Below are 20,739 nucleotides of genomic sequence, written 5' to 3'. Positions count from 1 at the left end.
GGCGCGAGTATTTATCCATCGCGGTGGGCTGTTGATTGATTTTTTAATTAGGGAGTGAAGCGGCTTGCGTACATCAATTATTGGGATTCGATGGCCGAGCATAACCATAGTGAAGCTTCTACCGACTCAAGGGGCTCGTTATGCCGGACTGAGAGTAGAGCAAGAAGCGATTAAACGGGATGGCTGGGGTAATTTTTCCGATTTATGATGTGGAGATGAAATTTTACCTTATTCAGTTTAATTGGTAACAGTTGTGTTCATGTTCATCACGAGTTGGAAGTACACTTGGTTGCTAAAACCAACTAATCTATAGCTTATTGGTTTAACAACTAATCTAAGAAAACCATTATCAGGGATGTTTCTATGACCGTTCCGACCTACGATAAATTTATTGAGCCATTGCTACGCTATTTGGCTGATAAACCTAATGGTGTACATGCTCGTGATGCGCACGAAGCCGCTGCTGATGCACTTAATCTTGATGATAATCAGCGGGCAGAAGTGATTGCCAGCGGTCAGTTAGTTTATAAAAATCGGGCTGGTTGGGCACATGACCGCCTGAAGCGAGCCAGTTTATCGCAAAGTTTATCCAGAGGAAAGTGGTGCTTGACGCAAGAAGGGGTTAATTGGGTACATGCCCATACTCTGCCACTCACAGACGAGGAAGTGAACCATCTAGCGTTTGATTTCATGAACGTGAAGCTTAAACAGCAGCCAGATGCTGTTGATCTTGATCCAAAACCAGTGGTACTGAACAAGGAAGCGCTGGCAAAAAGCAGCCCAGATGATCGTCTTGATCAGGCGTTAATAGAGCTACGGGACACGGTTGCTGGTGAGTTGTTGGAAAATCTGTTGCAAGTCTCCCCGGCACGTTTTGAGGTTATTGTCCTGGATGTTCTTCATCGTCTGGGGTATGGCGGACATCGGGATGACCTACAACGCGTGGGTGGCACCGGTGATGGTGGAATCGACGGGATTATTTCGCTTGATAAACTGGGACTCGAAAAGGTTTACGTACAGGCTAAACGCTGGCAGAACACTGTTGGCCGCCCGGAACTCCAGGCGTTTTATGGTGCGCTGGCGGGACAAAAGGCCAAACGTGGCGTGTTTATCACAACTTCCGGTTTTACTTCACAGGCGCGAGATTTTGCCCATTCAGTAGAGGGCATGGTTCTTGTTGATGGCGAGCGCCTGGTTCATCTGATGATTGAAAACGAAGTCGGCGTTTCTTCCCGTTTGGTTAAAGTTCCCAAGTTGGATATGGATTACTTTGAATAATTATTTAATTTAAACAGGAGCTGTGGCTCCAGTTATTTACCCGGAGAGATTTCTCTTTGAGGGCAGATCTTCGTGCTATTTGGGTATTTTACTAATGGTGAGTTCGGGATTAATATCTCTAGGTTGAACTTTCATCCTCAGGAGTCTTTGGCGGGAACGCGTGATGTGATGGACGTCCCTTCCTAACTTAGTCTGTGCCATACTTTTACTGACTGCGTTAATTCGGGAGTAACATCACATCACTACATGGTAAAGCTCAGGAAAATCGGGAAATGATGGCTGTAAGCCACCTAAGCTAACTCAATTTTTTTCGTAACTTCCATAGCTGTATTACTAATACCCACATGTAAAAAGCCAGAGTCAGCGAAAGAAGAGTTACAAAACAATAGGCAGTTTTCACTGCATTATATTTTTTAATCGCTGTGAGCCCCGACTCATGGTATGTGTTTAGAGATTCTCCAATTAGCTTAATTGTATCGGGTAGAAAGATTGCGGCTATTATTAGAGCCATTACTGCAACGGGTAGTGCTTTGGATAACAAGACACTGGATACGGTTGCACGTGCAGCGACGTTATCCTCTTTATAGTCTTTAGGCATTATTTCGAGAGCTTTCGTGATCTCCAAATACCACAGGCTAAAAAGGATAGCAGCGATTGCCATGAGCAGGCTTGAAGCAGAGAGTAGAACACTCATTTTATTTATGGATTAGCCTGAATATGAAACTTGTTACAAAGTTGATTGTAAGATGAAGGAGGTATCTCAAATGTGGATACACTTCCTTTTTTCTTGATTATTTCTGAAAGACTTCCATCAATATCGGCTAAGGTTTTATTTAGTTCATTCACTACATTTTGGCTATTTATAACAACAGTGTAATCCTGTGTATTGTTCTGACGTGTTGCTCGTTGCAAAGTTGCTTTAAGGGTATTGTCGATATGGGGACGAAGTTGATATTGAAACTTCGAAATTACAGATTTAATTATCGAGCGACTTTCAGTCAGTGTAGTTTGGAATAGACTGCTGACCGTCCGTTCATCTGGAATCTCGCCATTGAATGTGTTTTCAATCAATAATAGTAATCGATATTCAAGCATGTCGCTTCCACGTTTGAATACTTTTTGTCCTCTAAACATAGTAAGGTATTCACTGAGTGAGGCTTTTGCGCAGGTATTTAGCTGATTATTTAGATCTGCAATACTGCATCCAAGAATGGCTGCAACCTCTGTTTCTTCAGCTGGGGTAAAATTGAGAGTGATTGTAACTGGCAAGATTATCTTCCTGTTTAGGTTAAGCATTTACCGTAAAATCATATTCGTCATGACGCCATATGGTCAGCCAAGAAATCTGTGTTCGTTGTCTCAAAATTGACATCGGTATTATTATCACTAGGTGTGAATTTTCGATAAACCCTCGAAAGTCTATGAAATCACACTTGTAATATTAGGCAGTACAATGGTTTAAGTGTAAGTATCCTGCTTGAGGGCAAAAACAGTCTGCTCTTCGGTGAATCGTGACTTTTTCATCGGCACCACCTCCGTTCAGGGGAGTGTTTATCATGCCGGAATTCTGTTTCTGAATGGAGCAGGATTTTGGGGTAGGGTCAGATTATTCTGTGTTCTAAAATATTTATTTTTTACTTGAAGATGATCTTCTGATGTAAATGTGATGAAGATTACAGATGTTTACTTTCTACTTCTTTAGTCTTAGTGCTGTGAATAATAGCGAATATATCCAAATTTGGATTCTTTTTAGGAATGAAGCATTAAATGGAAATAATGAGCTTTGAGGAAGTAATTACTTATCTTCATAAGAAATCCCGACCATACTCTCTACTACCAGGTTTATGTTATGCTGTTTTATCCTCATATAAGGTTTCATTTTTTTGGAATAGGTTATGGATAAAATACTGGATATAGTAATTGGATGGATCACTGCTGCTGTGTCTGACGGGACATTGCAGATAAAGCAGGTTCTTCTCTTTATTTTTATTGCAGGACCATTGGCGATGGTTATTTGGAAAATACGAGGGATTATCGAATTTATTAATGAAGTCAGGAACTCTAGATTAAATGAGTTGCAGTATCTGCTGAATAGCCACAAGCTTTCGGATGAGGTCAACATCTGTATAGAAGATGAAATTACAAGGATAATAGGGTATCGCATGACCGGCATTGCGGATGTCGGCAGACAAAAAATTATTTTGCCGCTATTGGTAGAACATAGGACTTCAATACCGGTTGATTTCTTCAAGAAATTCAGGTCTTTTTTGATAATTGAAAAGTGTAGTCTTATATTTAAGCGGGGATTCTCTTTTTGGTTTGAGATCGTCATTTATGGTTGGTTTTCATTGCAGTTTTTATTACTTGCTGTTTTGTCTTTGGTTTTGTCTATATACAGGCATGAACAAATTCCTGTTTGGGGACACTTAATGTTATACTTGGTTTCTGCAATTTTATTTCTGTTCTTTATTGCTTTTGCGAAGTTGATTCCCCGATCTGGAGAATGTAAGTTATTAAATAATATACTACAGGCCCAATATAATAATTCATCTGAATGATTTATTGATGATGGGGCGATTATATATACTTTTTGAAAGCCCCACTCCAGTGCGATCGCCAGCATCCACGTGCCGAGGCAAAAAACAACCAGAATTCCGGGCAACAATGCGAGCCAGCCGAGCAATCCGGGGCGACGCGCTGGTCCTGACGGCGCATGCTCAGCGGCAGCTCGACGTAGCGGCAGATGAACCATGCCTCGTGCGCCTCATCCAGTTGTATCTGAAAAATGTCGTGTTCATGCTGTGGTGATGCAAGTTTGCGCCATGCCTGAAAGCCCTGCAAATTCATACGGGCGATTTGGGCGATGTTTTCCGGCATCAGTTGATTGCGCGCTGCGTCCGGTAACAGGATGCGCAGTTTCCAGAGCTGGCCGCCTTCCAGCAGGGCGAATGCCTGACCTTTAGGTAGCTGCATCAGTGAGGCGGGTTCCAGTAGTGGCACCTGCACACTGCTTACGCGATCCTGAGTGCTGCTGGAAAAACTAATGCCACCCTGAGCGTCGGCGGTGGCGGTTTCCCGTACCCGTACCCGCATCATGCTCAGACTGTTGAAATTGCCGACCAGCTGGCCCACTTTGGCGCGGTCGCCGATGCGGGCCTCAATATCAGAGAGCGTCTGGGTATAGACCGTGACCTGCACGCCAGCGCCTCCATCTTTAGCCTCAGCGTCTGGCGTTCGAATTAATTCAAACTTTTTAAACATGTGATCGGGACATGCTTATGACATCGACACGTTTCGGCTATGTGTTGATGAAATGCATTTTTTTAAACATGTGGTCGGGATATGTTTACGGCATCGACACGTTTCGGCTATATGTCGATAAAATACGCTTTTTTAAACGTGATAGCGTGACATGTGTATAGTATCGACATATTATGTCCACATGTCGATAAAAACGGTTTTTATAAACATATGAACTGGGATCCAGAAACCCCTTACAACGAACTGCCGATACTGCCGCCTGACCTGGAGCGTATTGAAACGCGCAGTGTACTCAAAGCGTGCATAAATGCGCGCGCAGCAATCGCTGAGTTGAAAACTGCCGGTGAGTTGATCCCCGACCAGGGGCTGCTGATAAACATCCTTCCGATGCTGGAAGCGAAGGACTCATCGCGCATAGAGAACATCGTAACTACCAGCGATCAACTCTTTCAGTATGCTGACCGCGCAGATGGCGCAGATCCGGCGACTAAAGAAGCGCTGCGCTATCGTACTGCGCTTTATGATGGCTATACCCACCTTGAGGACTATCCACTCTGTACAAACACAGCGGTAGCTATCTGCACCAAATTGCGCGCAATTCAGACTGATATCAGAAAAACGCCGGGTACGGTATTGCGTGATCAGAATAATAACGTGGTATATACACCGCCGGTGGGTGAAGACGTTATTCGTAATTTACTGGCGAACTGGGAGCGGTTTATACACGGTGATGATGATTTAGATCCGCTGGTGAAAATGGCTATTGCGCATTATCAGTTTGAATGTATCCACCCGTTTCCGGATGGAAACGGGAGAACTGGCCGTATCCTGAATATACTGTATCTGATCCAGAGTGAATTACTTTCGCTGCCTATCTTGTATCTGTCCCGCTTCATCCTGGAGAGACGTGATGATTACTACACGTTCTTGAGAAGGGTGACAGAAGAAGGTGATTGGGAGTCGTGGATATTATTCATGCTGAAGGCTGTGGAGAGCACATCTCGATGGACGACTGATAAAATAGCGGTTGTTAGGGCATTGATGGCAGAAACTACAGTGTATGTACGCGAGAAGCTGCCGAAAATCTATACCCATGAACTTATCCAGGCGCTTTTTGCACAACCGTATTGTCGTATCGATAACCTTGTCGAACGTGGGGTGGCCAAGCGCCAGACGGCATCAATGTACCTCAAACAGTTGGTCGAAATTGGCATACTGGAGGAAATGAGCGTTGGCCGTGAAAAGCTGTATCTCAACACCAGACTGCTACAGGAATTGAATCAGTAGGGAATGGATGTAGAAAACACAAACTTGGGCAAATGGTGATGCCAGTGGCATCACCATTTGCCCAGATACCGAGCCGAATCTGCGCAACCAACTCGGTGGAATCAGCCAGACAGCGCGTAATGTGATGCAGGATATCGCCGCGCGTGTCAGTTCATCGGATACACCGTAAGCTTTTTGCTTCTTGCGAGCCCGCTGTTGGCCTGCTCGCATAATTCAAAGAGCACAGGGATCAGGTGAGCGGAAGCTTTCAGATAATCGCTGACCTGCGAAATCCCTTCCGGGAGCAATATCTCGCTGTTCTCCAGTCCTTCGCTTAAGCACAACAGCCCCTGACATAACCCGCCGGCGGATTCTGACGCCAGCGCATTGAGGTCATACAGCTGAGCATCATCAAAGTGACTGAAATCCAGCCCGGCGATAAGCGAGCGAAAGACGGAGATAGAGTTAGTAGTGAACGCGGTGTGGTTATCAGAATCAGTCATACAAGTCATTCCATTGTCAGTGAGTCGAGGCCCCCGGTACTGGCGAGGTGATTGCCGCTGCCAGAGAACTTTATGCCTGTTCGTACGCCAAAGAAATAACCTGTTTATATTTACAGTGTTTTGTTGTCAGATCTGGAATGTGTCTCGCAAAATCCGTTCCGGGAATTGGGGATATTCACCACCAGAACGCTATTCATGAGATAAAAATTGAAATGGGTGAATGAATAACAGTATTTACCGGATATTATTCTGGCGATGTTGAAAACCACTCAAATTAAAATAATGAAAGCGGTGGGTTGTCACGTAGTGTTATTATCACGCCGGCATGATTTACTTATTGATGCTGTTTTTCCGATGTAATTGTTATTAAATATTTCAATTCTGGTATTCTTATCGTTTACGATTGATGGATTACTCATCGTATTGATACCTGTTTAATCAATAATACAAATAATGTTTCTATGAGTTACATTTAAAAACCTGTTTGTTTAATAATTCACCTAAACATATTTTTCTCTTATAGGGAACTTTCTGAATTTTCACTTTGCCCCCCGACATACCTATGTTAATTATTTATACGCGGCGCAAGACCGCACACACATCACATAAATAATAAAGACAGGGTAATAATGAGCAATTTAAAAGCGTCAATCTTAATTGGCGGCGTCGTGCTGTCGGCATTATCTGCCAGTGCGCAAGCCGAGATTACTGTTTTAGATAAAAATCCTCAAAGTAATGCTTTGCTGGCGCCATTAAGCTTGCAGGTCGGCGGGAGCATCCGCCCAGAGTGGATTTTCAATAACGGCCCGGAGCCGGGTTATTATAAAAATGGTCACGATGGCGGCACCCGTTTCCGCTTCCGTGGTGATTATAAACTGACGCAAAACACCTCCGTCATCGCTTACTACGAACTGGGTGTGGACATGGCGAACCTTCTGGGTATGAATGATCATTATCCGGAAGGCGGTCAGCGTGATACTCAGCGTCAGTTATATGCGGGCTTTAAAGACGATCGTTACGGGACATTAACCTACGGCCACCAGTACGGTATTTATTATTCCGTTGTCGGGATTAAAAGTGACGTCTGGGATAACGATGGTCATGCGGGCGGTACGGGTATTGGTATTAACGGCAGCTACGATGGCGCGAATAAGCCGAAAAGTAGCCTGAAATATACCAACGACTTTGGCCCTGTGACGTTATATGCCAACTATTTATTGCCGGAAGATGAAATTCAGGCGGGCGAGAATCAGCATTATCGCCGCAATAATGGTGGCGGTTTAGGGTTCGATTATAAACTCACCAAAGATTTAGTCTGGAGTGCGGCTTATAGCCTGACTGATGCCACGGTTAAAGATAATCAATATAACGAAAAAGATTATCATCAACAGTTGTCTGGTACGGCTTTAACCTGGCAGCCAAATAACTGGTACATCGTCGGAACCGGCAGCTATTACAAAGATTTCGTGCCGAGCACACGTGAAAATCCTGTCGATCATTACTTCGCAGGCAGCGGTTACGGGGTGGAAGGTTTCGTCGGTTATACCTTTAATATCGACAAGCCGTTCCTGAAATCTATCCAGCCATACGTTGCAGCCGATTCCCTGCAACTGAAAGGCGGCGAAGAATATCACGCGAACCACGTTTATCTGGGCGCGGGTACCACCATCGGTTACGGTTTGTCTGTTTACGTGGAGCGCACATTAGCGCACACCACAGACGACGAAGCGGACGCCACCTGGGTTACCGTCTTCTACGATTTCTAATTCACATGCCTTGTGGATCATCAGGCCAGCGCAGTTGCGCTGGCTTTTTTACGTCTGCAATCTGCTTAATGCGCCAGTGCTTCCGCGACGTCGACGCTCACCACATCATCCTCGCTAATCGGCATTTCCAGTGTCTGATACAGCACTTCAAGCCGTTCACACAGAATATAGCTCAGCAGATCTTTCGCCTGCGGATTATCCAGCGACACAATGGCATAAGACAAGGCACGGCAGTGATCGACGATCTCTTCCAGTTCCAGCGGGGTATTGTCGTAAAGGTTAGGCATGTTGAGTACTCCAGAAAATAGTGAATTTACTACCACTTGAGACGCTAACCTCGTGGTGGTAGCTCAAACAGCGTTAGCGTTACCGGTTTTCTGGATCCGGTGCTTCATGAGAAGCCACTGTCTGAGCCACCATAATTTGGGTGAGAACAGACCGTACCACATTCCCCATTTTTTCATAGGGTTGTCGGTACCAGAAAATGACAGAACGCTAATTCTGACTGCGGATTTTGCCGCAGTGAAGAGAGTTTAATACGTGGGGATTTGTACAGTAAGCGGAATTTTTAGGCAGTTTTCAGTTTTGCGAGAAGTCTTGGAAAAGGTATGAAACTTGAAAAGTAACGGCGTTGTCCATTGCGTTTATTTGGCGATAAAAGTAGTCAAACCATTCAAAAAATAAATGCATGAGTTGTATGCAATTGAGAACATCTTATACTTTCAACCTATTGATTCAACTAACAGGTATCGATAGATGATGGACGAAGAGATGTGTGTCGTTCTTGCGGAGAGTGATGACTCCAAATGGGATGACAAAACGGGAGAGCGATATCATTTTCCTAAGCAGTATCAAAAGTCACTCAGCCCTGGAATGCGTTTTGTGTATTACAAAGGGAGGCTAAAGGCAGAGCATAAAGAGTATTCGTCACAGCGTTTGTCTGATGCCCCGCACTATTTTGGTATCGGACGCATACGCGAGATCAAACCGGATGAAGCCGGTCATCTATATGCAGTATTGACGGATTTCCAGCCGTTTGAACAGGCTGTGTTAGCTAAAAATGACGGTGTCTATTACGAAGAAATTCCAGACCAACAAAAAACCAATTATTGGCGTTTTAGTGTTCGTCCCATATCAGGAGAGGTTTTTGCCGATATTGCTGTTGCGTCTGCGCTAACGGAATCACGCTTTATTATGGATGACATTAAAAGCGAGGAAATCCGTATAGAAGATGAAGCCGATGAAGAGTCTCTGGTTTCATATGAGGAAGGGAAGAAAACTTCTAAGTTCGTTACAAAGTATGAAAGAAACCCAAAACTGAAGAAGTTGGCAAAAAGCATACATGGCACTACCTGTTTCGCTTGTGGCTTCAACTTTGGTGATTTCTACGGAGAATATGCGACCGACTTTATCCATATTCATCACGTTGTGCCTGTTTCCGAATTTGGTAAATCGAAGATCGTAAATCCAAAAACCGATCTTGTTCCCGTTTGCGCCAATTGTCACGGGATCATTCATCGCAAAAAAGACCGTACGCTCTCGATTGATGAGCTAAAAGCTATGATAGCTGCGAGTAAAAAAACGCCCTGACAAGGGCGTTTTGCATCTAAAAACCCCACCCCCTAAAAAATCCGCCCCATCTCCAGTTGCCCCATCAGCAGCGCGTTATCACTGTAATCCACCGGGACGGCGACAACGGCGGGGCCTTGTACGTCCATGGCGGCGCGCAGGGTGCTTTCCAGCGTTTCGGCGGAGGTGACGGCAAAACCTTTGGCGCCGAAGGCGTCGGCGTAGGCTTTGAAATCAATCGGGCCGAACTGGATGCCGGAGGTGCGCTGGTATTTTTTCTCTTCCTGGATTGCCACCATGTTGTAGGCCTCATCGACCCAGATGATGTGCAGCAGGTTGACGCCGAGGCGTACGGCGGTTTCCAGTTCCATGCTTGATTGCATAAAGCCGCCGTCGCCGGATACGGAAACCACTTTGCGGCTGGGATCGACCAGCGCAGCGCCAATCGCCCACGGCAGCGCGACACCCATGGTTTGCTGACCGTTGGAAATCAGCACCTGACGCGCACGGAAGCTGTAAAGGTAACGGGCGATCCAGATGTGAAAACTGCCCATATCAACGCACAGGGTGACGTCGCTGTTAACGATGTCCTGCATCGCGCGCACCAGACGCAGCGGATGGATGGCAAACTGGTTCAGGCTGCGGCCTTTCTGGGCCAGCAGTTCACGTTGCTGGCGGCGATCTTCGAGGATCGCGATGGCGGAGGCGCTCAGGTCGATGCGCTGCGGGATCTGCTCCGTCAGCAGATCCAGTGTGTCGGCGATATCGCCCACCAGTTCGACGTCCGGCAGATAGTCGCTGTCGGTTTCGGCGGGCATCACGTCGATGTGGACCAGTTCGGCGCTGCCGTTGCTCCATTGCACCGGTTCATACTCGACCGGGCTGTAACCGATGGTGATGACCAGATCTGCGTTACGCAGCAGGCGGTCACCGGCCTGATTGTTGAACAGACCGACGCGACCGGCGAAGCGATGGAACGAAGCCTGATCGATAACGCCTGCCGCCTGATAGGTGCTGGTGACCGGCAGATCGCTTTTATGCAGCAGACGACGGATCGCCTCGGCATTGCGCGGCTGGCTGGCCATCAGGCCGAGCAGCAGGACCGGATTTTTGGCCTGTTTCAGTAATTGTGCGACCTGCAATATCGCGTCGTGCGGCGCGCTGCCCAGTACGGGCGGTTGCGAGGTCAGGAGTTTGCCGCTGGCCGGTTCATTGACGATATCCATCGGCAGGCTGATAAATGCTGCACCCGGACGCCCGAACTCGGCGGCGCGAAAACCATTCGCCAGCACTTCGGCCAGTGCGGAAGACGAGGTGACTTCGGCGGAATACTTGGTGACCGGGCGGAACATCGCGACGGTGTCCATGGTCTGGTGCACCTGTTTAACGTGGTCGGCGCGTTTCACCGCGCCCCCTAAAGCCACCAGCGGATCGCCTTCGGAGGTCGCGGTGGCAACGCCGGTGATCAGGTTCGAACAACCGGGGCCGGAGGTGACCAGCGCGACGCCCGCTTTCCCGGTCAGGCGGCCGACGGCACCGGCCATAAAGGCGGCGTTGGCTTCGTGACGCACCGGAATGGTTTTGATGCGGGAATCGACCAGCGAATCGAAAACACGATCGATTTTTGCGCCGGGAATGCCGAACACGTGTTTGACACCCTGTGCTTCAAGCTGCGCGACGACCAGATCCGCACCGCATTTCCATTCGCTTTGGCTGTCTGAATTTTTCATGGCTTTATTCCTTTTGTCTGCGGACTGTTAACTTTCAACGGACTGAATCGCATCATTTAAATCGTCAGGGCATAAGTTGGCGTGCAGGAAATCACTGTCCTGCGGAAAGTCGATCAACAGCTTTTCGACCGTGCCGAAAGTCAGCACGCCGCGCTCAACCTGGTAATCCAGCACATGGCCGCCGCTGCTGCGTGTCTGATTGATGAAATGTTCGTGATAGCCCGCCACGTTGATGCCCTGCATATACGCAGGTGTCAGAAAGCCAATCAGCACGCCCTGGCTGTTTTCAATATGAAATGTTGGCTGCGCTTCGATGGCTTCGAGCATCGGTTTATAAGGGCGGTGCTGTTCCGGTACGGTGCGAGTCTCGACGCGGCTGAACTCACCATCAATGCGCAATGCGCAGAAGGTGTTCTGACTGGCGACGGCGTTATCAATTACGGCGTGGATTTGTTCACGGCTGTGCGGGCGGTCAATCACGTATTCATTAGTCGGGTTAAAGAATGTCATGACGGCGAAGGGCGTTTTTTGTTCAGGAAGGGCGCGCCGGGCGCTGCCGTCGCCACGCAACTGGAAGATATTACTGTTGAATGCGATCAGTTCGCCGTCGAGATGGTTAAAGGTGCCGAGGCCAAAATCGCCGTGTTTCAGCAGGTCTGCCATCGTGGTGTCGCCTTCATAGACGCCGCTCAGCAAGGCGCTCATCAGTGACGACTGATAAAGCACGCGGTCAGGATGCTGATGTTTAAACGCTGTCGCCGTGCGGGCAATATCGGCGACGCAGGAACAGGACTCAGAATGGCTTTTCATGCAGGAGGTCTCCGTCGAATAATTAACTTTGCTAACTAAAAGGTTGACCCCATTCCGTCCTGAGTTCCAATATAAGGAGGTGTTTACTTTGAGACGTTTTTGATATGGAACTTCGTCATCTGCGTTATTTTGTCGCGGTAGCCGAGGCGGGCCACTTCACCCGTGCTGCCGAACTCCTGGGAATATCCCAGCCTCCCCTGAGCCAGCAAATCCAGCGGCTCGAACATGAAATCGGAACCCCTTTACTCAAGCGTCTGACCCGTGGCGTCGAGCTTACCGAAGCCGGAAAAGTGCTGTATGACGACGCACAAACCATCATCAAACTGACCGATGCCGCCTTTGAACGTACGCGCGCGGTGGCACGCGGCCTGAACGGTACGCTGCGCATCGGTTTTGCCACCTCAACGGCCTTCAATCCGCAGGTGTTTGAGCTGCTGCATCGCTTCCGTGACAAGTACCCGGGCATGGTGCTGGAGCCGCAGGAAAAAGATATGGCGGGGCTGATGACCGCGATGAGCGAGGGCGCGCTGGATGCGGCGTTTATCCGTCTGCCTTGCGAGCGCAGCAAGGAGTTCAGTTATAAGGTGCTGGATATTGAGGAAATGATGGTGGCGTTGCCGAAGAAACATCCGCTCAGTCAGGGGAAAGAAGTCCGGCTGGCAGCGCTGCGCCACGACACGCTGATCACCTTTCCCCGCGATTTATCGCCGGGGCTTTATGATGCCGTGACACAGGCGTGTAAAGAGGCGGGATTTTCGCCGCGCTACGGGCAGCAGTGTCCGCAAATTACCTCGGCGCTGAGTATGGTGGCGACAGGATTTGGTTACGCGCTGGTGCCGGCGTCGCTGAGTAAGATTGATGAAACCAATGTGCGCTGTCTGCCCCTGGCAGGGCAGACATTAACGACGCAGATCGCTCTGGCCTGGCGCAGAACCGATAACTGCAAGGCGGCGCTGCATATGGTGGGGTTGTTGTAAGTTACACCACAATAATCACAGAAACGCGACGGTTCTGGGCGCGTCCGGCCTGGGTTTTATTGCTGGCGACCGGCTGGCTCTGCCCTAATCCGCGGGTATGGATATTGGCGCGTGGCATGCCGGCATCGGCAAAGGCGGCGGCAACGGTGTTAGCGCGGCGCAGAGACAGATCGTTGTTGTAACCGGCGTCGCCGTAGTTGTCGGTATGGCCGTCGAGATTGACTTTATTCAGCCCGACATGCAGCAGTTCACTGGCCAGTTTTTCCACCGACTGCTTACTTTCTGTCGAAAGCGTCGCCTGATTATTGCCAAACAGCACTTTAGCATCCAGCCCGAGTTCCCAGCCTTCGGCTGTCTGTGAGAAGCCGTTTTTTTGCAGTACGGCGATCTGTTCCGGCGTTAATCCCGCCGGTTTGGTCTGACAGGCGGCCAGCAGCAGAATGCACAGCCCCATTGCGGCGAACTGAAACCAGGTCTTGAAAGTGTTGCAGGTATTCATTGTCATTAATTCCTTTTAGTCTTTCATCACGACAGGAAGCGGCATGCCTGAAGAAACATGCCAGCAACTGCCGGAAATTTTTTTCGAGCGGTACATGGCCTCATCGGCCTTATCCAGTAACTCTTTCGCGTTAGTGGCCTGAGAAGGCGACAGCGCGATACCGATACTGAGAGAAACATCCAGCGTCTTGTTATTGAGCAGGATGACAGGGGTTTTCATGATTTCAACAATGCGTTCGGCAAAAGCCACGGCCTCTGCGGTGGAAACCATCGGTTCAAGCAAGATGGCAAATTCATCACCGCCCAGACGCGCCAGCACATCGCCTTTTCGCAGTGTTTTCGCCAGCCGTTCACCAATCACCATCAGCACGCGGTCTCCGGCAGCATGACCGAGTGAGTCATTGATCTCTTTAAAGTTATCGACATCAATAAACAGCAACGCGAGTGACAGCGCCGGGCGCATCGGGTTAAAGCATTGATTAAGCGTATCAATGAAAAACGCGCGATTATGCAGGCCGGTCAATCCGTCATGCAATGCTTTTTGGGTCAGTGAGACGTTCTCGTTGCGCATATGGTTTTCCCAGGCTTCCAGCTCCGTCAGCAGGCTGTTGAAGTCCTGGCTCAGCGTGTGCAGCTCGGCAATCGGCGCAGAAGGGACACGCAGGCTGAACGAACGGTTAGCGCTGACGTCATGAGTGACGCGCGTAATGTGGCCGAGAGCATCGACAATACCTTTTTGCATCCGGCGGGAAAAATACAGCGCCACCAGGGCCGTCAGTACCAGACAGCCGATCAGGCTAAGCACCGTTTCCAGCAGGAAACCCGCCAGGGTTCCGCCATTACCGGCGAGCCAGACCGTACCGATGAGCGAACCGGAATGGTTCACCGGCATCGTGACAGGCTCCGGGAAAGCCAGGTGGCCGACGAACTGCCCGAGCTTGTCCCAGTTGCTGTTCACCGGCCGCTGCCATTCTGTGAACGTTGCACCGGCGGGGGTCAGAATTTTAGCCTGCGTGAAATCGCCGCGTTTAGCGATGAACTCCAGCGACTCGTGCGCGGCGGCAGGATCATTAAACACCAGCGCCGCTTCGGTGGTGTAGCTGATAGCGCGTGCGGTCAGTTGCAGATTATTTTCGGCATGCGAACGCAGGGCGATCAGGGCCAGCAAGATCAGTAAAAAACCGGCAAGGCCAATCGCGGTCAAAATCACAATCACATGGATTCTGTTCAGTGCGGCATTCAGCGTCGGGCGCTGGCGCGGCTGTTCTGTGTCAGGAACAGGAATTTTATTTTCCATGGTTACTCCTTTTCCCTGGCAAGTTGTAATACGGCGGGATTAACCCGCACACCGCTGCGGGACAGCGTGTCCAGATTCAGTTTGAATCCGGTGTGAAGGGGCGTGATCACCAGACAGAAAGCGTTCAGTAATCCGCAGGTCTCGTCTTCTTCGCTGATCGTTAAAATGGCATGGCCTTCCAGGCGCTGATGCAAATCGTTCTGCTGTTCAGCCGTTATTCTGCCGGAATAAATGGCATCGCACTGCGCGGTCAGCAGCGGGCTGTCAAAAGGCAACGTCATCACTTTGAGCGGTCTGCCAGCAAAAGCGCTGCCATCGGGCGTGAGTAGCGCCGCGTATTTAACTGGCTGAATGATGCAAAGTGTTAAAGAAGACGAGGTCGTTTTGTCGGGCCAGCGCGAATAACTGAGGATACCGTTAACGGTCTGGGCGACGGCGGCGTCGGGTGACGTCTCGCTGGTTTCTGCGATAACCGGTTTTAACGGAGCGATCAGAAGCACCATCAGCAGGGCGAAGCCATACGCAGCCTTAAAAAAATGGCCGACACGTATCTTCACTAACAGGTAAAAAGGTGATCGGGCTTTTTCCATAGCGTCACTCTGTGTTTCTTCCGGTTGAAATTGTTTCACCGGAATAAGAATAACTTTATCGGCATGATTTCTGAAAGCGTCAATAAAAAGTTTTTCACCCTGAAACAACACGCATCTTGTGTAGAATTTTTTACAGAAACCAGGAAAACAGCGAATACTGAAGAGAATCTAATGAATGTTTAGGTTAATGAGCGTGGTTGATTTTTGAGCAGCGATAAGAGGGGCGGCGTCGATAAATAATACACATTGGTGTTATTTCAACCGTTATTAAAATAATAGTCACGGTCATAACAAAATATGACAAAAAATAAATGTTACCGTAATCACCGTTTGATGAATTTAAATTGCAGGAAATGTTAATAGATTGGAATTTAAAGGAATAATAGACGGCATTTTAGCTATATTCGTGACCATGATCTCAAAGCCACACCGTTAGTCAGATTTTTATGCTGCTGATAGGTATCATGCCCGCATTAATGGTATGTTTTAACCGTCAGGGTGGTTTTTTCGATGACGGGTGCAGTAAAAAAACATCAACCATTCCTGGGGAAAACGGAATTATTTTTATAATTAGGTGCTGAGGAATCATGGATAATACAACAATCGGGACGCTGTCTGAAAAATCAATAAGTTCCTGGCGTAAAACTGACACCATGTGGATGTTAGGTTTATATGGAACGGCAATTGGTGCGGGTGTTCTTTTTCTTCCTATTAATGCCGGTATTGGCGGATTAATTCCGTTAATTATTATGGCGATTCTCGCCTTCCCAATGACTTTCTTCGCTCACCGCGGATTAACCCGTTTTGTTTTATCGGGTAAAAATGCCGGTGAAGATATTACGGAAGTCGTGGAAGAACATTTTGGTATTACGGCCGGTAAATTAATTACACTGCTGTATTTCTTCGCCATTTATCCTATTTTGCTAGTTTACAGCGTGGCGATCACTAATACGGTTGAGAGTTTTATTACTCACCAGATGCATATGAATGCGCCACCGCGTGCGTTGCTGTCACTGATCCTGATCCTCGGATTAATGACACTGGTGCATTTTGGTCAGGATATGATCGTGAAAGCGATGAGTATTCTGGTATTCCCGTTTGTGACGGTGCTGATGGCGCTGGCGCTTTACCTTATTCCTAACTGGAATATGTCAGTGTTTACAAACGCCTCGCTTTCCGGTAACGGCGTAGGTCACGGTATGCTGATGACGCTGTGGCTGGTGATCCCGGTGATGGTGTTCTCGTTCAACCACTCGCCTATTATCTCCTCTTTTGCAGTGGCAAAACGCAAAGAATACGGTGATGGCGCTGAGAAAAAATGTTCGCGCATTCTGGCATTTAGCCACATCATGATGGTGATCACGGTGATGTTCTTTGTCTTCAGCTGCGTCCTGAGCCTGTCTCCGGCCGACCTGATGGAAGCCAAATCGCAAAACGTGTCTATTCTGTCTTATTTAGCGAACCACTTCTCTAACCCGGTCATTGAATATATCGCGCCATTTATTGCCTTTATTGCCATTACTAAATCTTTCCTCGGCCATTATCTGGGTGCACGCGAAGGTTTTAACGGCATGGTGATTAAATCTTTGCGCAGTAAAGGCAAGAAAATTGCCCTGCCAACGCTGAACCGTTATACCGGTATCTTCATGTTATTAACCACCTGGTTAGTGGCAACCCTGAATCCAAGTATTCTGGGTATGATCGAAACGCTGGGCGGTCCGATTATTGCGATGCTGTTATTCCTGATGCCAATGTATGCCATCCGTAAAGTTCCGGCGATGAAAAAATACAGCGGCCATATCAGTAATGTCTTCGTTGCTGTAATGGGTCTGATTGCGATGTCAGCCATTGTATTCAGCCTGATGGGTTAATGATTAAAGCTTCTGAAATAAAGTGAGCGGGAATATCCCGCTCCTTTCTCTCCCGTTTTTCTGTTTATTCCGCCCGTAAATAATTTCACTTGGAGTACCCACCGTGATCAGCGTCTTCGATATTTTCAAAATTGGTATTGGTCCTTCCAGTTCGCATACTGTTGGCCCGATGAAAGCCGGGAAAATATTCACTGATGAACTTATCTCTTCAGGCCATATAACCCAAACCACCCGCGTGGCGGTTGATGTTTACGGATCATTATCATTAACCGGTAAAGGTCACCACACTGATCTGGCTATTATCATGGGGCTGGCGGGGAATATGCCGGATGATGTGGATATCGATGCGATCCCGGCGTTTATCCGTGAGGTAGAAAATACCGGACGTCTGATGCTGGGCAAGGGCGCAAAAGAAGTGGATTTCCCGGCCAGCTCAGGCATGAATTTCCATTCCGGTAATCTGCCGTTGCACGAAAACGGCATGACAATCAGTGCGTTCAGCGGCGATGAACTGCTCTATACCCAAACCTATTACTCTATCGGCGGTGGCTTTATTGTCGAAGCCAGCAAATTTGGGATGCAGGATGAAAATCCGGTGGTGCGCCCGTATCCGTTCCGTTCGGCCAGCGATTTGCAAAAACACTGTACGGACACCGGCCTGTCGTTGTCGGCACTGATGCTGCAAAACGAACTGGCGGGACACACACGCACAGAAATCAGCGATCACTTTGCGGCCATCTGGAATGTGATGAGCGAAGGCATTACGCGTGGCATTCATACCGAAGGCTTGCTGCCGGGACCGATGAAAATCAACCGCCGTGCCGCCGCACTGCGCCGCATTCTGGTGACGCAGGATAAGAACAATGTCGATCCGATGGGTGTTGTTGACTGGATCAACATGTACGCGATGGCGGTTAATGAAGAAAATGCGGCAGGCGGGCGTGTGGTCACTGCACCGACCAACGGCGCGTGTGGCATTATTCCTGCCGTGCTGACGTATTACGATCAGTTTATCCGCCCGATCAGCCCTGATTCGTACAGCCGCTTCTTCCTGGCTTCCGGCGCGGTCGGTATTCTGTTCAAAATGAACGCTTCGATTTCCGGTGCGGAAGTGGGGTGTCAGGGCGAAGTGGGCGTGGCCTGTTCTATGGCGGCAGCAGGTCTGACCGAACTGCTGGGCGGCAGCACCGCGCAGGTGTTTATGGCGGCAGAAATCGCGATGGAACATCACCTCGGGCTGACCTGTGATCCGCTGGCCGGACAGGTTCAGGTGCCATGCATCGAGCGTAACGCCATTTCGGCTGTGAAAGCCGTTAATGCGTCGCGTATGGCATTACGCCGCACCAGCGAACCGCGTGTGTGCCTCGATAAAGTCATCGAAACCATGTACGAAACCGGCAAGGACATGAACTCGAAATACCGTGAAACCTCGACAGGCGGGTTGGCTATCAAGGTTCTCGCCTGCAATTGATTTCTTTTCTCATCATTTCCTAAAAGGCGGGAAACCGCCTTTCCCGCCCCCTTCGTTACTTTTCCCTGTGTTATGTTTTGGGTTATCTATACTGCGTAGAAGCTCTTTTTTTCACCTGGAAAACAGTTAAAAGGAAAGGTCCGGTATGTCTAAATTCTTTATGAATGACCGCAAGACTCTGATTAACGATGTTATTGAAGGGGTGATCCTGACCTCTCCCTACAAAAACCTGGCAAAACTGGACATCGATCCGGCAATCCGCGTTGTCGTGCGGCGTGACTGGGATAAGAAAAAAGTTGCGCTGATTTCAGGCGGTGGCTCGGGTCATGAACCGGCGCACGTGGGGTTTGTCGGCAAAGGCATGCTCACGGCGGCGGTGTGTGGCGAAGTGTTTGCTTCTCCGAGCGTGGACGCCGTGCTGAACGCGATTGTGGCGGTTACCGGCAAAGCGGGCTGTCTGCTGATCGTCAAAAACTACACCGGCGACCGTCTGAACTTTGGTCTGGCCGCTGAGAAAGCAAAAGGTATGGGCTATAACGTCGAGCTGGTGATGGTCTCCGACGACATTTCCCTGCCGGAAAACAAGCAGCCACGCGGCATCGCCGGTACGGCGCTGGTGCATAAAATTGCCGGTTACGCGGCTGAGCAGGGCAAATCCCTGAAAGATGTCACCAAAATCGCCCAGCAGGCGATTAATGCGACCGCCAGTATTGGTGTCGCGGCGGCGGGGTGCAGCCTGCCGGGAGGCGGTGAAGATGAAGAAGAGCAACGTATCGAATCGGGCCACGTTGAGCTGGGATTAGGTATTCACGGCGAACCGGGTGTGTCGACCATGAAAACCCAGAACAGCAAAAAAGTGGTGGATACGCTGGTCGGCAAGCTTGCGGAACATGTGAAGAAAAGCGACAAGCTGGCGGTGCTGATCAATAACCTCGGCGGCGTCTCTCCGCTCGAAATGAATCAGATCACCAAAGAACTGGTGCATTCTGCGCTCGGCAGTTCGATCCGTTATCTGATTGGCCCCGCATCGCTGGTCAGTGCGCTGGATATGAAAGGGTTCTCGCTCTCGGTGATTGCCCTTAAAGGCGGCATTGAGGAAGCCTTGCTGGCAGAAGTGGAAGCCTCCGGCTGGCAGCCTCTGGTGAAGCTTGAGAAACTGGCGATCAAAAAAGGCAAGAAAATCAGCGATAAGAAAACGGTAAAAGCCTCGTCCAATGCGCAGGTTGGCAAAATCGTTGAAACCATTACTCAGACACTTTCTGATCTGGAAGATGAGCTGAATAAACTCGATGCCAAAGTCGGTGACGGCGATACCGGTTCGACGTTTGCCACCGGCGCGCGCGATATCCAGAAAGAAAACAAAGGCAAAAGATTACCGCTGAATAATGTGGCCGATCTTCTGGGCGTTGTCGGCGATCGTCTGGCGACCGTCATGGGCGGATCCAGCGGCGTGCTGATGTCGATCTTCTTTACCGCCGCCGGTAAGAAAGTCGGTGAGGGTGAGAAGTTGCCGAAAGCGTTGCTGTCCGGTCTCGAACGCATGAAGCATTACGGCGGGGCAGATCTCGGGGATCGCACGATGATCGACGCACTGCAACCGGCGCTGGAAGCCCTTGGCAAAAAAGATGCGCTGAAAGGGGCGGCTAAAGCGGCAGCCAAAGGGGCCAAAGACACGGCCAGCATGAAGAAAGCCAATGCGGGGCGCTCTTCTTATCTCAGCAGCAACAGCCTGAAAGGGGTGAAAGATCCCGGCGCAGTGGCCGTTGAAAAAGTGTTTGAGGCGCTGGCGAAAAAATAAGATTGAGCTCAGCAAAAAAGAAAGGCCTGCGGGAAACCGGCAGGCCTTTTTTAT

The 20,739-nt window shown here is 49.1% G+C and carries 17 protein-coding genes and 1 pseudogene; 9 read left to right on the top strand and 9 right to left on the bottom strand.

What is annotated here, in order from left to right; all coding sequences use genetic code 11:
* The first annotated feature begins 363 nt into the window (after nucleotides 1–363).
* The gene (locus tag LC431_RS01865) at nucleotides 364–1,278 is read left to right on the top strand and encodes a restriction endonuclease (protein ID WP_223509194.1); all 915 of its coding nucleotides are present in this window, start codon (nucleotides 364–366) and stop codon (nucleotides 1,276–1,278) included.
* Between the two features lie 699 nt (nucleotides 1,279–1,977).
* Here LC431_RS01865 and LC431_RS01860 read toward each other — a convergent pair.
* Nucleotides 1,978–2,547, bottom strand: coding sequence for a hypothetical protein (locus LC431_RS01860; protein ID WP_223509193.1), 570 nt, complete (start codon nucleotides 2,545–2,547; stop codon nucleotides 1,978–1,980).
* A gap of 626 nt (nucleotides 2,548–3,173) precedes the next feature.
* On the opposite strand from LC431_RS01860, the gene LC431_RS01855 reads away from it, so the two are divergent.
* Nucleotides 3,174–3,836, top strand: a complete 663-nt coding sequence (locus tag LC431_RS01855; protein WP_223509192.1) for a hypothetical protein — start codon at nucleotides 3,174–3,176, stop codon at nucleotides 3,834–3,836.
* A 289-nt stretch (nucleotides 3,837–4,125) separates the two neighbouring features.
* Here the strand turns inward: LC431_RS01855 and LC431_RS01850 are convergent.
* A pseudogene (locus LC431_RS01850) lies at nucleotides 4,126–4,494 on the bottom strand (conjugative coupling factor TraD, PFGI-1 class); the annotation flags it as partial.
* A gap of 255 nt (nucleotides 4,495–4,749) precedes the next feature.
* Here LC431_RS01850 and fic point away from each other — a divergent pair.
* The gene (fic, locus tag LC431_RS01845) at nucleotides 4,750–5,826 is read left to right on the top strand and encodes a protein adenylyltransferase Fic (RefSeq protein WP_223509191.1); all 1,077 of its coding nucleotides are present in this window, start codon (nucleotides 4,750–4,752) and stop codon (nucleotides 5,824–5,826) included.
* A 146-nt stretch (nucleotides 5,827–5,972) separates the two neighbouring features.
* Here fic and LC431_RS01840 read toward each other — a convergent pair whose 3' ends face one another.
* Nucleotides 5,973–6,308 (bottom strand): hypothetical protein, encoded by a 336-nt coding sequence (locus LC431_RS01840; protein ID WP_013577141.1) that lies wholly within the window; start codon nucleotides 6,306–6,308, stop codon nucleotides 5,973–5,975.
* Between the two features lie 629 nt (nucleotides 6,309–6,937).
* Between LC431_RS01840 and LC431_RS01835 the strand changes: the two genes are divergently transcribed.
* Entirely contained in the window at nucleotides 6,938–8,074 is a 1,137-nt protein-coding gene (locus LC431_RS01835; RefSeq protein ID WP_131638388.1) for a porin, read from the top strand.
* 65 nt (nucleotides 8,075–8,139) lie between these two features.
* Here LC431_RS01835 and LC431_RS01830 read toward each other — a convergent pair whose 3' ends face one another.
* On the bottom strand, nucleotides 8,140–8,361 hold the full coding sequence (locus LC431_RS01830; protein ID WP_223509190.1) for a hypothetical protein: 222 nt from the start codon (nucleotides 8,359–8,361) through the stop codon (nucleotides 8,140–8,142).
* Between the two features lie 469 nt (nucleotides 8,362–8,830).
* On the opposite strand from LC431_RS01830, the gene LC431_RS01825 reads away from it, so the two are divergent.
* Nucleotides 8,831–9,664 carry an HNH endonuclease gene (locus LC431_RS01825; RefSeq protein ID WP_198670057.1) on the top strand — a complete coding sequence of 278 codons (834 nt, stop codon included), beginning with the start codon at nucleotides 8,831–8,833 and terminating at the stop codon, nucleotides 9,662–9,664.
* 32 nt (nucleotides 9,665–9,696) lie between these two features.
* Here the strand turns inward: LC431_RS01825 and alsS are convergent, their stop codons facing one another.
* Entirely contained in the window at nucleotides 9,697–11,373 is a 1,677-nt protein-coding gene (gene alsS / locus LC431_RS01820) for an acetolactate synthase AlsS (RefSeq protein ID WP_131638385.1), read from the bottom strand.
* A 27-nt stretch (nucleotides 11,374–11,400) separates the two neighbouring features.
* On the bottom strand, nucleotides 11,401–12,183 hold the full coding sequence (gene budA / locus LC431_RS01815) for an acetolactate decarboxylase (protein ID WP_013577135.1): 783 nt from the start codon (nucleotides 12,181–12,183) through the stop codon (nucleotides 11,401–11,403).
* A gap of 104 nt (nucleotides 12,184–12,287) precedes the next feature.
* Here budA and LC431_RS01810 point away from each other — a divergent pair, with 104 nt between their 5' ends.
* Nucleotides 12,288–13,160, top strand: coding sequence for a LysR family transcriptional regulator (locus LC431_RS01810; protein ID WP_013577134.1), 873 nt, complete (start codon nucleotides 12,288–12,290; stop codon nucleotides 13,158–13,160).
* A 1-nt stretch (nucleotide 13,161) separates the two neighbouring features.
* On the opposite strand, the gene LC431_RS01805 is transcribed toward LC431_RS01810, so the two are convergent.
* The 3 genes from LC431_RS01805 to LC431_RS01795 are packed head-to-tail and all read right to left on the bottom strand — an operon-like array spanning nucleotide 13,162 to nucleotide 15,545.
* Nucleotides 13,162–13,659, bottom strand: a complete 498-nt coding sequence (locus LC431_RS01805; RefSeq protein WP_013577133.1) for an OmpA family protein — start codon at nucleotides 13,657–13,659, stop codon at nucleotides 13,162–13,164.
* 15 nt (nucleotides 13,660–13,674) lie between these two features.
* Nucleotides 13,675–14,955 carry a diguanylate cyclase domain-containing protein gene (locus LC431_RS01800; RefSeq protein ID WP_037033512.1) on the bottom strand — a complete coding sequence of 427 codons (1,281 nt, stop codon included), beginning with the start codon at nucleotides 14,953–14,955 and terminating at the stop codon, nucleotides 13,675–13,677.
* A gap of 2 nt (nucleotides 14,956–14,957) precedes the next feature.
* Entirely contained in the window at nucleotides 14,958–15,545 is a 588-nt protein-coding gene (locus LC431_RS01795; RefSeq protein WP_013577131.1) for a YfiR family protein, read from the bottom strand.
* 587 nt (nucleotides 15,546–16,132) lie between these two features.
* On the opposite strand from LC431_RS01795, the gene LC431_RS01790 reads away from it, so the two are divergent.
* The 3 genes from LC431_RS01790 (at nucleotide 16,133) to LC431_RS01780 (ending at nucleotide 20,685) form a co-directional block, all read left to right on the top strand.
* Nucleotides 16,133–17,416, top strand: a complete 1,284-nt coding sequence (locus LC431_RS01790) for an HAAAP family serine/threonine permease (protein ID WP_013577130.1) — start codon at nucleotides 16,133–16,135, stop codon at nucleotides 17,414–17,416.
* Between the two features lie 103 nt (nucleotides 17,417–17,519).
* A complete protein-coding gene (locus tag LC431_RS01785; RefSeq protein ID WP_037033510.1) occupies nucleotides 17,520–18,887 on the top strand; it encodes an L-serine ammonia-lyase in 1,368 nt (455 codons plus the stop codon).
* Nucleotides 18,888–19,032: 145 nt separating this feature from the next.
* Entirely contained in the window at nucleotides 19,033–20,685 is a 1,653-nt protein-coding gene (locus tag LC431_RS01780; protein ID WP_112197406.1) for a dihydroxyacetone kinase subunit DhaK, read from the top strand.
* Nucleotides 20,686–20,739 lie beyond the last annotated feature (54 nt).

It is taken from the genome of Rahnella sp. GSA61A (genome assembly GCF_019969905.1).
Taxonomy (GTDB): domain Bacteria; phylum Pseudomonadota; class Gammaproteobacteria; order Enterobacterales; family Enterobacteriaceae; genus Rahnella; species Rahnella aceris.
The sequence above is the reverse complement of the archived record's forward strand: the minus strand, read 5'-3'. Positions and strand labels throughout refer to the sequence as shown.